13 protein-coding genes and 2 tRNA genes are annotated in these 14,881 nt (G+C 67.3%); 6 read left to right on the top strand and 9 right to left on the bottom strand.

Annotated features, from left to right (window positions below; translation table 11 throughout):
- Positions 1-150: 150 nt before the first annotated feature.
- Complete coding sequence (locus tag AC1DP3_RS08085) at positions 151-1,011, bottom strand: alpha/beta fold hydrolase (RefSeq protein WP_477292640.1); 861 nt, start codon at positions 1,009-1,011, stop codon at positions 151-153.
- A 159-nt stretch (positions 1,012-1,170) separates the two neighbouring features.
- Here AC1DP3_RS08085 and AC1DP3_RS08080 point away from each other — a divergent pair, with 159 nt between their 5' ends.
- On the top strand, positions 1,171-1,374 hold the full coding sequence (locus tag AC1DP3_RS08080; RefSeq protein ID WP_477292639.1) for a hypothetical protein: 204 nt from the start codon (positions 1,171-1,173) through the stop codon (positions 1,372-1,374).
- 125 nt (positions 1,375-1,499) lie between these two features.
- Here the strand turns inward: AC1DP3_RS08080 and AC1DP3_RS08075 are convergent, their stop codons facing one another.
- The gene (locus AC1DP3_RS08075; RefSeq protein ID WP_477292638.1) at positions 1,500-2,294 is read right to left on the bottom strand and encodes an SDR family NAD(P)-dependent oxidoreductase; all 795 of its coding nucleotides are present in this window, start codon (positions 2,292-2,294) and stop codon (positions 1,500-1,502) included.
- Positions 2,281-4,002: an IlvD/Edd family dehydratase gene (locus AC1DP3_RS08070; protein ID WP_477292637.1), complete on the bottom strand. Its 1,722-nt coding sequence runs from the start codon at positions 4,000-4,002 to the stop codon at positions 2,281-2,283. The genes AC1DP3_RS08075 and AC1DP3_RS08070 overlap by 14 nt, the downstream gene beginning before the upstream one ends.
- Before the next feature lie 315 nt (positions 4,003-4,317).
- Here AC1DP3_RS08070 and AC1DP3_RS08065 point away from each other — a divergent pair, with 315 nt between their 5' ends.
- Positions 4,318-4,668, top strand: coding sequence for a metallopeptidase family protein (locus tag AC1DP3_RS08065; protein ID WP_477292636.1), 351 nt, complete (start codon positions 4,318-4,320; stop codon positions 4,666-4,668).
- A 65-nt stretch (positions 4,669-4,733) separates the two neighbouring features.
- Here the strand turns inward: AC1DP3_RS08065 and AC1DP3_RS08060 are convergent, their stop codons facing one another.
- On the bottom strand, positions 4,734-6,287 hold the full coding sequence (locus tag AC1DP3_RS08060; RefSeq protein ID WP_477292635.1) for a molybdopterin-dependent oxidoreductase: 1,554 nt from the start codon (positions 6,285-6,287) through the stop codon (positions 4,734-4,736).
- Positions 6,288-6,600: 313 nt separating this feature from the next.
- Positions 6,601-7,317: a TetR/AcrR family transcriptional regulator C-terminal domain-containing protein gene (locus tag AC1DP3_RS08055; RefSeq protein WP_477292634.1), complete on the bottom strand. Its 717-nt coding sequence runs from the start codon at positions 7,315-7,317 to the stop codon at positions 6,601-6,603.
- A gap of 123 nt (positions 7,318-7,440) precedes the next feature.
- Between AC1DP3_RS08055 and AC1DP3_RS08050 the strand changes: the two genes are divergently transcribed.
- The 3 genes from AC1DP3_RS08050 (at position 7,441) to AC1DP3_RS08040 (ending at position 9,887) form a co-directional block, all read left to right on the top strand.
- Positions 7,441-8,130, top strand: coding sequence for a hypothetical protein (locus AC1DP3_RS08050; protein ID WP_477292633.1), 690 nt, complete (start codon positions 7,441-7,443; stop codon positions 8,128-8,130).
- Between the two features lie 51 nt (positions 8,131-8,181).
- Entirely contained in the window at positions 8,182-8,967 is a 786-nt protein-coding gene (locus AC1DP3_RS08045; RefSeq protein WP_477292632.1) for a DUF2382 domain-containing protein, read from the top strand.
- A gap of 131 nt (positions 8,968-9,098) precedes the next feature.
- The gene (locus AC1DP3_RS08040) at positions 9,099-9,887 is read left to right on the top strand and encodes a hypothetical protein (protein WP_477292631.1); all 789 of its coding nucleotides are present in this window, start codon (positions 9,099-9,101) and stop codon (positions 9,885-9,887) included.
- Positions 9,888-10,280: 393 nt separating this feature from the next.
- Here AC1DP3_RS08040 and AC1DP3_RS08035 read toward each other — a convergent pair.
- The 4 genes from AC1DP3_RS08035 to AC1DP3_RS08020 all read right to left on the bottom strand — a co-directional run bounded on the left by AC1DP3_RS08035 (position 10,281) and on the right by AC1DP3_RS08020 (position 13,155).
- Positions 10,281-10,354, bottom strand: a tRNA-Met gene (locus tag AC1DP3_RS08035).
- 34 nt (positions 10,355-10,388) lie between these two features.
- A tRNA-Thr gene (locus AC1DP3_RS08030) sits at positions 10,389-10,460 on the bottom strand.
- A gap of 85 nt (positions 10,461-10,545) precedes the next feature.
- On the bottom strand, positions 10,546-12,099 hold the full coding sequence (locus tag AC1DP3_RS08025; RefSeq protein WP_477292630.1) for a M23 family metallopeptidase: 1,554 nt from the start codon (positions 12,097-12,099) through the stop codon (positions 10,546-10,548).
- Between the two features lie 261 nt (positions 12,100-12,360).
- Positions 12,361-13,155, bottom strand: coding sequence for an inositol monophosphatase family protein (locus AC1DP3_RS08020; RefSeq protein ID WP_477292629.1), 795 nt, complete (start codon positions 13,153-13,155; stop codon positions 12,361-12,363).
- A gap of 64 nt (positions 13,156-13,219) precedes the next feature.
- On the opposite strand from AC1DP3_RS08020, the gene AC1DP3_RS08015 reads away from it, so the two are divergent.
- The gene (locus AC1DP3_RS08015) at positions 13,220-14,872 is read left to right on the top strand and encodes a phytoene desaturase family protein (protein ID WP_477292628.1); all 1,653 of its coding nucleotides are present in this window, start codon (positions 13,220-13,222) and stop codon (positions 14,870-14,872) included.
- Positions 14,873-14,881 lie beyond the last annotated feature (9 nt).

Genomic DNA, 14,881 nt, shown 5'->3' with positions numbered 1-14,881 from the left:
AGTCCATGCCGGTCTCGCGCGGCTGGTCAGTGCGCATCCACAGCAGGATCGACGAACTGAAATGCTTGGACGCTTTCAGGGGTGGTGACGACGCGTTGATGATGTCTCCTTCGTGATGAATTGCTGGTTTGCTGCGCGTGGAGTGGCGGTTCACTCAGCAAGGAAGGCGGCGGCGACAGGTGCGAACTTCTCCCAGTACTGGAAGATGCCGCCGTGTCCGGAGTTGGGGTAGATGATCAGCTCGCTGCCTGCGATGCGCGTGTGGAGGTCGCGGGAGAGCACGGAGGGCACCATGCGGTCGTGGTCGCCGTTCGCGATGAGGGTCGGCTGGGTGATGGCCGACAGGTCTGACGGCTTCGAGCGGCCGAAGCGCTGGATGGCTTTCAACTGCGTGCGGAAAGCCTTCGTCCTGATCGGCTGGTCACGGTCCGTCGCGCGCTCCTTGAGCCGCTCCACGAAAGCCTTGCCGGCCTTCTTGCCCGCTTCGTCCCGGTTGAAGAACAGGAACTCCTTCGGGTCGGACCGGGTGATGAGGGAGCGGAAGATGTCGCCGTACGTCACAGCCACGACCTTGTCGATGTCCTTGCCGCCCCGGGGGCCGGTTCCGGTCAGCACGAGTTTGCGGATCAGTTCGGGATGCTTGACCACGAGGTCTTGCGCGATCATGCCGCCCATCGAGAACGAGAAGACGTCGATCTGGTCCAAGCCGAGTGCCGTGATGAAGGTGTACGCGTCGTCGGCTGCTTCCTCGATCGTGAGCGGTACGACGCCGGATGAGGAGCCGACGCCGGTGTTGTCGAACGTGATCACGTGACGGGTCTCCGCGATCGAGTCCACGATCCGTGGGTCCCAGTTGTCCAGCGTCGCGGCCAAGTGCACGAAGAAGACGACCGGGATGCCGCCCTTCGGGCCGAGTTCCCGGTAGGCGTACGAGGTGCCGCCGGCGCTGATCGTCTTCGTCGGAGCTTTCGGATACGAGGTCATGACGGATTCGCTGTTCTTCGCATTCATGCTCGACGGCTTCCTTGGTGTCGGGTGAGTCGGGAATTCCACTCACGTTGTTGACTGTACTCATACTTGAGCGTACTCACAAGCCGTACGAGGAGATGAGGTCGGGGCCGGGAGTCCCCTCTCAGTGGAATAGTTTCTGACTGCGTCCAGGTCGTCGGGGTGCACGTCGGCTACGTCGACACCCCCATGGCCGCCCACGCCACCAGTGCGAAGCTCGACCCCGCCGTGCTCGTCGCCAAGGTGTTCGACGCGACCGAAGCCGGCGAGCACGAGGTCCTCGCCGACCAGACCTCMGTGCAGGCCAAGGCCGGGCTCTCGGCACCGCTCGAAGTCGTCTACCCGCAGCTGGCGGTCGCTCGGTAACGCGATGCCGGGGAGGTGACTGGAGTTTCAGCCGGTCGCCTCCCTCCACCCTCGACTCACAGAATGTCCCGCTTTCGGGAGGGGATGCCGGCGGATCTGCCCGCACGCTGCCGCATTGTGGGTCTTCAGCGAATGGTCCATCCGCCGTCGACGACAAGCGTCTGGCCGGTGATGAGCGAAGCCGCCCGAGAGCAGAGGAACAGCACGGCTCCCGCCACCTCACTGGGGACACCCACCCGATGCAGCGCGGCGATCCGGTCGATGACGTCGGCGCGGAAAGCTGGATCCGACAGCGCCTCGGCGGTGCCGTCCGTCTCGATGAACGTGGGGGCGACCGCATTGACGCGGATGCCTCGCTCACCCCACTCGATCGCATGACAGCGAGTCATGTGCAGCATCGCCGCCTTCGCGATGCAGTACGAGGATTCTCCCGGCAGCGCGACGATGCCTGCCTGCGAGGCGACATTCACGATCGCACTCCCGGACGGCATGGAGCGCGCGACATGTTGCGAGAGGAACAGCGCCGAACGCAGGTTGAGCGACCAGACCGCATCGAAGTCCGCCTCGGTGACGTCGATCGCCGGCCCGACGATTCCACCCCCGGCGTTGTTCACGAGGATGTCGAATGCGCCATCTCGGGATGCCGAATCGATCGCAGCGCGAGCCTCGTCGAGCCGCGTGACATCAAGGGCGATCGATGAGGCTGAACCGCCTTCGGCGCGAATCGCCTCCACTGGTTCTTCCGCGCTCTCAGGATTGCGCACGCCCAGAACGACGTCGGCGCCGGCATCGGCCAAAGCGGATGCGATCGCACGACCGAGACCGCGGTTGGCGCCTGTGACGAGAGCTCGCCGGCCGGCCAGATCGAAGTACCCCATGTCCTTCACCTCCGCTTCCGATGCGATGTCAGTGGGACTCACGGCTGATTCCGGCTCCGCTGGATCCGACGAGGAAGTCGAGGTCGGCGCYGGTGTCGGCCTGCGTGACGTGGTCGACGTAGAGCTTCGCCCAGCCGCGTGTCGGCGCTGCATACGCAGCCTCGCTCGCGGGGGCCTGGCTGCGGGACTGCAGTTCGTCTTCCGTCACGTCGAAACTCAGGATGCGGTTCTCGACGTCGACGGTCACGATGTCGCCGGTCCGGATGAAGGCGAGCGGTCCGCCGGCGGCGGCCTCCGGCGCGACATGCAGGATGACGGTGCCGTACGCGGTGCCGCTCATGCGCGCGTCGCTGATGCGCACCATGTCACGAACGCCCGCCTCGAGGAGCTTGCGAGGCAGCGGCATGTTCCCGACCTCCGGCATGCCCGGATACCCGCGCGGCCCGCACCCCCGCAGCACGAGCACGGAGTCGGCGGTCACGTCCAGGTCGGGATCGTCGATGCGGGCACGCATGTCTTCGATCGAATCGAACACCACCGCGGGTCCGACGTGCTGCAGCAGCTCGGCTGTGGCTGCAGAGGGCTTGATGATGGCGCCGCGCGGAGCGAGGTTGCCGCGCAGCACCGCGATTCCGGCATCCGCCATCAGGGGAGCGTCACGCGGGAAGATCACCGACTCGTCGTACACCTGCCGGTCGGGCGTCAGATAGTCGACGAGCGGTTTGCCGGTGACGGTGATCGGCTCCGGGTGCAGCAGGTCCTTGACCTGGGTCAGCAGCGCGAGCACTCCCCCTGCCCGGTACAGGTCGTCCATCAGGAACTCGCCGCTCGGCTGCAGGTTGGCCATGACCGGCACGCCGGCGCCGGCTGCGTCGAAGTCGCCCAGAGTGAGGTCGAGGCCGAGCCGTCCCGCGATGGCGAGGAGGTGCACGACGGAGTTCGTCGATCCGCCGACGGCGGCGACCGCGACGATCGCGTTGAGGAAGGCTTCCTTCGTCATGATGTCGCTGGGCTTCCGGTCTGCCGCAACCAAGTCGACGATGAGCCGGCCGCTGTCGTGCGAGAGCGAGAGCAGCCGGGCGTCTGCGGCCGGTGTGCCGGCGAAGCCGGGGATCGTCATGCCGAGTGCCTCGGCGACGACCGCCATCGTCGACGCGGTGCCCATTGTGTTGCAGTGCCCCTTGCCGCGGATCATCGACTGCTCCGACGCGATGAACTGCGCGCCCGAGATCGTGCCAGCACGTGCCTCTTCGCTCAGCCGCCAGACGTCGGTGCCGCAGCCGAGCGCCTGACCGCGGAAGTGTCCTGTGAGCATCGGGCCGCCGGGAACGACGATCGCCGGGATGTCGACGGATGCCGCTGCCATCAGCAGTGCGGGGATCGTCTTGTCACAGCCGCCGAGCAGCACGAGCCCGTCGATCGGGTTTGCGCGGAACATCTCCTCCATGGCCATCGCGGCCATGTTGCGCCACAGCATCGCGGTCGGCTTGACCTGCGTCTCGCCGAGGGAGACGACCGGGAGGTTGTAGGGAACTCCGCCCGCCTCCCAGACGCCGTGCTTCACGCTCTCGGCGACCTCGTTGAGGTGCATGTTGCACGGGGTGAGGTCAGAGGCGGTGTTCGCGATCGCGATCTGCGGCTTGCTGCCGTCGAGCGAGTCTTCAGGATTGCCGCGGCGCATCCATGCCCGGTGGATATACGCATTGCGGTCACTGCCCTGGTACCACTCGGCACTGCGGAGTTGATTCACCTGCGAACCTCATCTACAAAATGTTGAACCCTAGGTCAATGTTCTGAATCATGCCACCGAGGGCACTTCCGACGATAACTTCGGGAACCATGACGTCCATCGACGCTGCCGCCGCCACCGCGAGGGCCTGATGCGAGCCTCATCGCACCGCACGTCGCCGGGCCGAGGTGGTCGAAGTGCCGGACCCGGTTGCAGCGCCGGGACAGCTGCTGGTCGAGGTCGAGCGGTAGGGATCTGCGGCACCGATGTCGAGCTGTACACCGGCGAAATGGCATACATCGAACGCAACCCGGCCACGAGCGGGAAGATTGGACCATGGTCGAGATCTCCGACGACGACTTCGAACGCATGGTGTCCGAGGTGTTCGACGCGCTTCCCGACGACATGGTCAGCGGGCTCGAGAACGTCGGGATCGTCATCGAGAACCAGCCTGCGGGGCAGCGGCCGCGGCTCTTCGGGCTGTACCGAGGACATCCCCTGACAAGACGCGGCGTTTACGGCTTCGGAGAACTTCCCGACCGGATCACGTTGTACAAGAACACCATGCAGGAGCACAGCGCTGACCTCGACTCGCTGCGTACGCGAGTTCGCATAACGCTCGTGCACGAGATCGGTCACTACTTCGGGCTGGAGGACTCCCGACTCCAGGAGCTCGGCTGGGCATAGCGCGCTCCAACCCGGGTGGCGGCGCGCATGGATGCCGGATGCCGGGGGCGGCCGATGAGGAACTCTCAGCTCACCTGAACGAGCATGCGGTGCCAGCCGGTTGAGCCGTTCGGCGCAATCGGCGCTTGCTGCTCGGCCTGCAGCTCACCGTTCTTGTTCACGGCACGCACGGTGATGTTGTGGCTGCCGGGAGTGGCGTCCCAGTCCACGAACCACTGGACCCACGTGTCGTCGTTGACGGGCGCCGACAGCGTCGCCTGCTGCCATTCTGTGTCGTCGATCTTCACCTCGACCCGCTCGATGCCCACGGTCTGGTCCCACGCGACGCCGGCGACCGGCGTGCGTCCCGCGGCCAGGGGCGTCAGCGTGCGAGGGGTATCGAGGCGGGAGGAGAACTTGATCGGTGCCTCGGCGCTGTAGCCCCGCGGGGTCCAGTACGCCTCGTCGGCGGCGAACGTGGTCACCTTGAGCTCCGTCAGCCACTTCGTCGCTGAGACATAGCCGTAGAGGCCGGGGACCACCATGCGTACCGGAAACCCGTGTTCCAATGGCAGCGGCTCGCCGTTCATCCCCACCGCGAGGATCGCATCGACCCCGTCATCGGTGAGCGAGGCAAGGGGTGTGCTGGCCGTGAACCCGTCGACGCTTCGGGAGAGGACCATGTCGGCCCCGGGCTGAACTCCGGCGAGCCGCAGCACGTCCCGCACCGGGACACCCAGCCACTTCGCGTTGCCGATCAGGTCGCCCCCTACGACGTTCGAGACGCAGGTGAGGGTGATCGAGTACTCATCGAGCCCCATCCCGATGAGGTCCTCGTAGCTCAGCTCCACCCTCTCATCGACCATGCCGTCGATCACCAGACGCCAGGTCCCGGGGTCGACCGAGGGCACGGTGAGGGCGGTATCGACGCGATAGAAATCGCTGTTCGGCGTGAAGAGCGGAGAGAGTCCCGGGATGTCGAACTCGGCGCCATCGGGAACCACGACCGTCGATCGGGGCGCCGGCAGCTTCAGTGCCTTTCGCACCGCGGCTATMGACGACGTCGTGGCGTTGAGCGCGCGCGCACCGATACCGACGATGAGAGCGGATGCTGCGGCAATCGCGGTCACGCGGAGGAACATGCGTCGGTCCACCCCGGCCTCCTCCGCGGCCGTTGTCGGGGCTGTCGACCAGCGGCGAAGGCGGGAGACCAAGTAGGTGAGGAGCACGCTCCCGGCGATCGTCCCCGCGATAGGAGGGAGCGACGCGAGTGGGGTCGCGCCGGCACGCGTGACGATGGCAGCGATCGAGATGGCCCCGGCGATGACCAACGCGACGACCCCGAGAGGAGGCTTGATGTATTGCGCGATCCCGGCGATGGCAGAGGCGATCAGCACCGCCAGGCCGAGGCCGGCCAGCAGGGCGATCTTGTCGTATTCGCCGAATGTGGCGATGGCGAACTCTTTGAATGGCTGCGGGACGATATCGATGACGAAGGACCCGATCGCCAGGATCGGGCTGGCCTGCGGCGCGACGACCAACGCGACCAGCTCGGCGACCGCCAGGAACACCGCCGCGCTCACCACTCCGGCGAGCGCGCTCAAGAACCAGAACCACGCATGACCGTTCTTCTTGTCCATCGACCGAACCTCCGCATCCGCGCAGTCGAGAGCCCGCGTCACCGGGTTGTTCGGAGCGGCGAGGTATCCGGATTGTTCCGGTTCACGAGGAAGGTGGTCGATCGCGAAACGCGTAGAACTCTCCTCATGGCGGTCCTGGATGGACTCCGCCTTCAATGGCTGCTCAACCCGGCCGTCAACGTCGCGGATCCCCTCCACCAATTCACGGCATGGCTCATGCTGCCTGATCCGGCAGTCGTAACTCGCGCCCAGGTGGTCATCGCCCAGCTCTCGGCGGAGATTGATGGTGAGACCTTCCTTGTACGTCGCCGCGTCACTGGGAGATGTCGCGATCCAATCGGTCGAGCAGGACCTCCAGCGAGACTTCGAACTCCTCGTCGCTGCGGTCCTCACTCAGAAACGTGCGGAGGCGACGAACCTCGGGTGCGCTGTCCAGGGAGATCAGGCMGTCACCTTCYGGGATGGCCGCGCCACCCTCATCCAGCGGTTCCTCCACGGGGCCAGTCTCGGCCCCGCGGACCGCGGACTCCAGGAGCAGTTGTCCGAGCAGAAAGCTGCTGAACGCTCGATACGCGCCGACAGCTTGCGCATCCGTGAATCCGTGGCCGATGAGCGTGGTGAGGAAGGTGTTGACGACGTCGACGCTGCGAAGCGGGGGTCGAAGCCAGGGCGCTGCCGGGTGCCGTGTGGCGACCAGCGGGAACGCCCGGGGGTGGTCGATTGCGATGCGGCGGACCTCGTGTGCGACGGTCTGCAGGAAGCCTTGCCAGTGCTCAGTCAATTCGTCATCGAGGCTGGATGTCAGATTCCCCATCAGCAGTGCGACCACGCCCTCGAGCAGATCCTCTTTGCCGTGAACGTACCGGTACAGAGACATCGCCTCGACGCCAAGCTCCTGTGCCAGCGTCCTCATCGACAAGCCTTGCGTCCCAGAACGGTCGATCTGAGCGAGGGCGGTTTCGACGATCAGCTCCCGATGGAGGCGGCGTGTCGTCGGTCCCGCCGTCGTCTTACCTACGGGCTTCTCCATACCTCACTCTCCCGCCTGCACACAAGTCCCACGGCAGGGCAGTTCGATGCCGATTACTCTCACGCTAGTCCGGCTTACGGTGTAAGCGGACCTCACCCAACGGTCGTCACCCAGGAGGCAGAAATGACAACGAATCGTGTGAACAGACCCGACGGCGCGGCAGCGCGCTCCGTCGCCACCGATGACGATGCGGCGAAGGAGGCACTCATCGGCACGGAACGCCTCGGGCGGCCTGCGAACGTGTCATGGGGCTCGATCTTCGCCGGTGTRGTCACTTTTCTGGCCGTAACGGTGCTGCTCTCGCTGGTCACTGCGGGGATCGGCCTCGGCGGCTCGGGGGTCGGCGCCGGCATCTGGAGCGTCATCGCCCTCGCGCTCGCCCTTGCCGCGGCAGGCTTCGTCGCMGGCGCCCTCGCCGTCCGCAGCGGGCTTCTGCACGGATTTCTCACCTGGGCTACGTCTCTGGTCGTCGCTCTAGCACTCACGGTGTGGCTCAGCGCCAGCCTGCTCGGTGCCGTCGGCGGCGTCGTCAGTTCGGCGACACAGGCTCTGTCGGGTACCGACATCAGCCAGGTCGCCGAAGATGTGCAGGGCAACGTCGACGAGCAGCAGGCGCAGGACCAGGCGGACCAGGCACTCGAGGACGCACAGCAGACCGCTGAGGACGCGGCCGATACCGCTCAGGCAGGCTCCTGGTGGGGATTCGTCGGCCTGCTCCTCGGCGCGGTGATCGCGGCGCTGGGAGGCATGCTCGGCGTCCGCACGGTGGTCAATCGCGACCGCGACAACAAGACCGTCAGCACCACCCGCTGACCCGCCACACCAAACCCCAACGGACCCTCGCCAACTCACCTGGAGGAAGAAATGATCCACGCAAACAATCTCGGCAGCATCATCGGCTCCAACGTCGTCGACTCGGACGGTGACAAGATCGGCACGGTCGGCCAGGTCTACGTCGACACCGACACGGGCGCCCCCTCGTGGGTGTCGGTCCGCACCGGATTCTTCGGCATGTCGGAGAGCTTCGTCCCCATCGATCAGGCGGACCAGACCGGCGAAGAGCTCCGGGTGCCGTACAGCAAGGAGTTCGTCAAGGACGCACCGCGGATCGACGCCGACGGCGCCCTCGAGCACGCCCAGGAAGACGAGCTGTTCGCCTACTACGGCAACGGCTCGACCGGCTACGGGAACGCGACCACCGGCACCACCGGCTATGACCGCGAGGTCAATACCGATACCACCGTCGGCCACGACACATCCGGCCCCACGACTGACGACGCGATGACCCGCTCCGAGGAGCGTCTGCGCGTCGGTACGGAGAAGCGCGAAACCGGACGGGCTCGCCTGCGCAAGTATGTGGTGACCGAGAACGAGACGGTCACCGTCCCGGTCAGCCGTGAAGAAGTGCGCCTCGAGCGTGAGCCGATCACTGACGCGAACATCGGCAACGCGATGAGCGGTCCTGAGATCAGTGAGGAGGAGCACGAGGTTGTCCTGACCGAAGAGCGCCCCGTCGTGGCGAAGGAGACCGTACCGGTCGAGCGCGTCCGTCTCGACAAGGAGACCGTCGCTGACACCGAAACCGTCACTGGCGAGGTCCGCAAGGAAGAGATCGAGCTGGAGGGCACGGAGCGCAGCAGCCGCAGCTGACTTCTCCCTCATGCCCCCGCGGTGACCCAACCGGTCCCCGCGGGGGCGCCCGTCCAGCGAAGTAGCCGCCCTCGCGCCGATTCCGCAGCAGCAGCACGCGCCTGTGCCCACCTGGAGTTACTGTTTTGCCCATGAAACGAGCGACGAGCGTAGGGAGACTCGGGCGGGCGGGCGCACTGAGCGCGACCGTGCTGACGATGGGGTTGGTCGTCGCAGGATGCAGCGGGGGCGGCGGCGAAGCATCCGGGGAGAATTCCACCGCGCCGACGAATGCGCTCCCGCAGGGGTCGGCCACAGTCACCATCGATCCGGCACAGTTCAGCACCACCATCGACAACCCCTTTTTCCCCATGGCGCCCGGTGATGTCTGGACCTATCGAGAAACCGATGACGACGGAAAGAACGGCACCGTGGTGGTCACGGTGACCGAAAAGACCAAAGTGATCGACGGAGTGACCACTCGCGAAGTGCACGACGTGCTCACCGACGCCGGCGAGGTGGCCGAGGACACGCTCGACTGGTACGCGCAGGACCACCAGGGCAACATCTGGTACTTCGGGGAGGCGACCACCGAGTACGGCGCCGACGGTGAGGCGTCGACGGAAGGCTCATGGCAGGCCGGCATCGGCGGCGGACAGCCGGGAATCGTGGTGCTCGCCGAGCCGCAGCCGGGACAGTCATACCGCGAGGAGTACCTCGCCGGTCACGCTGAGGACAATGCACGCGTGCTCAGCATCGACGAGATGGCCGATGTGCCGTTCGGAAGCTTCGATGACCTGCTGATGACTCGCAACGCGTCCCCGATCGAACCGGACGTTCTCGAGTACAAGTGGTACGCGAAAGGAGTCGGGCCGATCCGCGAGGAGAGCGTCTCTGGTGGGTCCGACAAGACGGTGCTGATCGACTTCCAGAACGGATGATCAGCTCAGCCGGCCGCCGCGTCGGTCGAAATCCCGAGGGCGCGGTGCATCCTCCTCGCCCGTACGAGCGGACGGCCAATAGTCGTGAGGTCACTCGTCGAGGATGTCGGCCTCCGACGTCCTCGTTAGGGCTCATTCGTCATCGTTTCTCGGAGTTGGTCAACCGTATGACTGCCCGAAGCATGCTCAAGACAACCCTCCCGATACGAAGAAAGCGCCCCGGCAAGCGGGGGCGCCTTCTTCATAGCAGGAGCGGGGCTTGGCCACTCCGCCCCTCCACACGCCGCTGCGCGTCGCGCGGAGCCTCCGGCGGAGCGGGACCGCCCGAAGCGGGCTCGAGACAACCCTCCCGATACGAAGGAAGGCCGCCCAAAAGCGGGCGGCCTTCCTTCGTAGCAGGAGCGGGGCTTGAACCCGCGACCTCACGATTATGAGTCGTGCGCTCTCACCAACTGAGCTACCCTGCCGCACGGCATCCGTGGTCCAGATGTGGATGCTGCGAGCCCCGAGTCAGGATTGAACTGACGACCCCTTCCTTACCATGGAAGTGCTCTACCACTGAGCTATCGGGGCGTTGAACCCGCGAACGGGCAACTAGAAGAGAATACCAGAGCGGAGGCATCCCGCTGAATCGAGGCCGTGTCAGAGCCCCTCGGGATCACCAGTGATCGAGGCTGTAGCGGCCTGCGTACGAGCGGAGCCACRTGATCGGGTCGATCGCCGTCGTTCCGCCCTGCAGAATCTCGAAGTGGGTGTGGGCGCCATATGAGCGCCCGGTGTTGCCGGTGTTGCCGAGGACGGTGCCGACCGTCACGTGCTGACCCACCGACACCTTGAGCGAGCCATAGAGCATGTGCGCGTAACGGCTCGAGACGAGCTGCCCGTCGATGATGTGGTCGATGACCACCGTCACGCCGAAGGCGCCTCCACTGCTCGTCGCGATTCGGACGGTGCCGTCGGCGATCGCCTGGATCTCGGCACCTTCTCCGGGCACGAAGTCGGCACCCTCGTGCATGCGGCCCGACCGCATTCCGTATCCGAACGTGATCGGCACGCCGACCGCGAACGGCCACTGGATGGCGGCGTTCTGGTCGTTGATGAAGAAGTTCGAGTAGTTGGTGATGCCCTCTTCGGAGGCGAGCTCGCCCATCGAGACGCTCGAGTAGTTCTCGTCGCGCTCGAGGGCTGCGCTCTGCAGGCCGCCGGGAGCCACCCATGCCTGGATGTCTTCTGCGTGCGAGTGGGACTCGACATCCGACGCGAGGAGCGATGTCGGGTCGGTCCCGTTCGCGGCAGCGACAGCGGCCGCGGGCGTCGTCATGCCGACGGCGAGAAGTCCCACGATGCCCATCACCCCGACCGAGAACGAGGCGGCGCTCATCTGGCGGCCGATATTCCGCACCCCGCGTCGCGTGAGGGCGACGTGCGAAGCCGCTGGCGTGGGCTCGTCGGCAGCCGCCTCGGCGGTCTCGTCGGACGCAGCCTGCGATTCGGGATCGGCAGGAGCGGCGGATTGCACGGGCGTCTCGCCGGTGAAGGCGAAGAGGCGGGCTGCCAACTCGAATTCGTCGACATCGGATGCCGGCGGCTCGGGCTCGTCGGCATCGTTCGCCGCGTGCTCGGCATCCGTTGCGGCGGCAGGCTGCGGTTCGTCGGCCTCGACGGGCTCCAGAAGCTCGAAGGGCTCGGCCGGCGCGAGGACGGGCTCGACCGGAACGATCTGCGGCTGCGCGACGGCTGCGGCGGCAGCGGCCGCCCAAGCGAGGGCAGCAGCGGGAACGATCGGATCGACCGGCCCAGACTCGGCCGAGCCAGTCTCGGCGCCGGGGCCGGCGGGGGCCGAGGGAACAGGGATGGCTGCCGAGCTCGCGTCCGGCGCCTGTCCGATGATCTGCGTGGACGCCGTGCGAGCGCGGCGGCCCGCACGGGTCGTCGGCGCGGCTGGGGCTTCCGCAACCACTGCTGAAGCTGTCGGCTCCACCGAATCAGCGGGTGCGGCGGCGGCATCAGGCGACACAACCGTCGCAGCGATGACGGCGACCTGCGCGACCACGACGTCCGGCAGCGATGCGGCGTCGGCGTCCGCCCCGACGGCCGCGGCGTCTGCCTGCGTGCCGGGCGACGAGATCGTCTGCTGAGCACCAGTGACCGCGCGCTGCACGCGGGCATCGCGTCGGCTCAGCGCAGTCTCGCGCGCGTCGGCGGCGGGCACAGCGGAGGATCGGCTGGTTCTGCGCGTACGCGCAGGCTCAGCCATGGGGGCGTCAAACGGCAAAACGCAGGGCTCTCGGTCGGAGTCGCTCGATCGAACAACGGAGGGGCAGCGGGCTCTAATCACCTCGCCGTTCGGGCGGCGATGGTAACGATCAGGTAAACACTATCGGGCAGAGACTGAGAATGCCATGTGGGGCGCGCCTTCCCAGCGATATATCGTCACGCTCCGATCCGTGTTGACACGTGGCGAAGCATCCCCTCAATCCGTGGCAAGGGCGAGAACCTTCTCGAAGAGGGCCGGGGCGGCGGCGACGATGAGCACGCGGCCGTGCTCGTCGGCCGGGAGTCCCCCGACCATTCCTCCCGCTTCGACGACCAGCAGGCCGCCGGCCGCATGGTCCCAAGGAGCGAGTCCGCGCTCGAAGTACGCATCCAGTCGCCCCGCCGCGACAAACGCCAGGTCGAGGGATGCCGCGCCGATGCGGCGGATGTCGCGCGCGATCGGCATGACGCGCGAGAGCCGGGCGAGATCCCCTGCGTGCGTCTCGGGGCGGTAGCCGAAACCGGTCGCCACGAGGGCACCCGCCGGCGACGGCTCGGCGTTGACCGTCAGACGCGTCTCGCCGAGCCACGCCCCACCGCCGCGGGTGGCATGGAAGAGCTCGTCGGTGACCGGGTTGTAGACGGCCCCGGCGAGGGCCTCCCATCGCTGCGGGTCCAGCTCGCCGGCCACCGCCGCGATGCTGACGGCATACGCCGGGATGCCGTACGCGTAGTTGACCGTGCCGTCGATCGGATCCACCACCCAGGTAATGTCGCTGGTGCCTCGGCCTGCACCCGACTCCTCGCCGAGGAAGCCGTCATCGGGCCGCTCAGCGGCAAGACGCCCCCGGATGAAGGACTCCACCTCGCGGTCGGCCTCGGTCACGATGTCGGCGAGGGCGGACTTCGTCGCGGCCACCGAGACGCCCTCCGAACGGCGACGGCGTGCGAGCTCTCCCGCCTCTCGTGCGATCTCGCGGGCGAGCAGTCCCAGGTCCTGTGCAAGCGGCATGGTCCCACGCTACCGGGGCGGCGCCTGCCACAGCCCTGTCGCACACGAGGGCTACCGTGGGCGGATGGGCTCTGCGATCCACGACGTCGTCATCGTCGGCGGCGGGCACAACGGCCTCGCCGCGGCCGCCTATCTCGCCCGGGCAGGCAAGAGCGTCGTCGTGCTCGAGCGGCTGGCTCACGCCGGAGGAGCAGCCGTGTCGGAACGGCCCTGGGCGGGTGTCGACGCCCGCCTCTCGCGGTACTCGTACCTGGTGAGCCTGCTCCCCCAGCGAATCATCGACGAGCTCGGCCTGCGCATCTCGCTTCGCCGGCGCCGGTTCTCGTCGTACACGCCTGATCCTGACGACCCGCGTCGCGGAATTCTGATCGACAGAGCGGATGCCGCTGCCACGGCCTCCTCCTTCCTTCGCGCGACGGGTGATGCGGCCGAGGCATCGCGCTTCGGCGCCTTCTACGACCGGCTCGCCCCGCTCGCGCGTTCGATCTTCCCCACGATGACCGGCCCCCTCCCCCGCGCTCACGAGCTGCGCCCTCTCCTGGGCGACGACTCGCTGTGGTCGGGAGTTGTCGACCGGCCCCTCGGTGAGCTGCTGAGCTCCTCGCTGCGCAGCGATCTCGCACGCGGCATCGCACTCACCGACGGACTCATCGGCACCTTCTCGCACTCCGACGATGAGACGCTCCGCCAGAACCGGTGCTTCCTGTACCACGTGATCGGCGGCGGCACAGGAGACTGGGACGTCCCCGTGGGCGGCATGGGTCACGTGACAGCAGAGCTGGAACGAGCGGCTCGAGATGCCGGGGCCGACGTCCGCACCGGCTCGGACGTCACCGCGATCAGCCCGGACGGCGACGTGACGATCGACGGAGCCACCTCCGTCGCCGGCCGCCTCGTGCTGAGCGCGGTCGGTCCGGCCGTCCTCGCGCGGCTGCTGGTCGCGGGTGGTGCCTCCGAAGCCGCGGTGAGCGCGGAGCGCGCGGGCGCCCCGGCGAGCGCGGAGCGCGCTGGCGCCGCGGCGAGCGCTCCCGAAGCGCCAGGGACCGCTGAGCCCGAGGGTGCCCAGGTCAAGGTGAACATGCTCCTGCACCGGCTTCCCCGGCTGCGCGATGCCGAGGTGCCACCGCACGCGGCGTTCGGGGGAACGTTCCACGTGAACGAGTCGCTGTCACAGCTGGACCGGGCCTTCGCCGCGGCGACGGGCGGCAGCATCCCGGATCCTCTTCCAGCCGAGATCTACTGCCACTCCCTCACCGACCCGTCGATCCTCGGGCCTGAGCTGCGTGCCTCCGGCGCGCAGACGCTCACGCTTTTCGGACTGCAGGTGCCGCACCGACTGATCGCGCAGCGCGACCCTGACGCGGCGCGAGCCGAGCTGCTGCGCGCCGCGCAGGCATCGCTCGACTCGGTGCTCGCGGAGCCGATCGCCGACTGCGTCTACGCGGCCCCCGACGGGACCCCGTGCATCGAGGCGAAGACCACCATCGACCTCCAGTCGTCGCTGGGGATGATCGGCGGTGACATCTTCCATGGGCCGCTGTCGTGGCCGTGGGCGGCCGACGGCGAGGCGCTCGCGACGCCAGCCGCACGCTGGGGAGTCTCGACCGAGCACCCCCGAGTGCTGGTGTGCGGATCGGGGGCGCGGCGCGGTGGGGCGGTCTCGGCGCTGGGAGGCCAGAACGCGGCGATGGCCGCGCTCGAGCTGCTCGGAGACTGACGACCGCGA

The organism is Microbacterium sp. P5_B6, from assembly GCF_056400345.1.
This window is presented reverse-complemented; position numbering and strand designations above follow the sequence as displayed.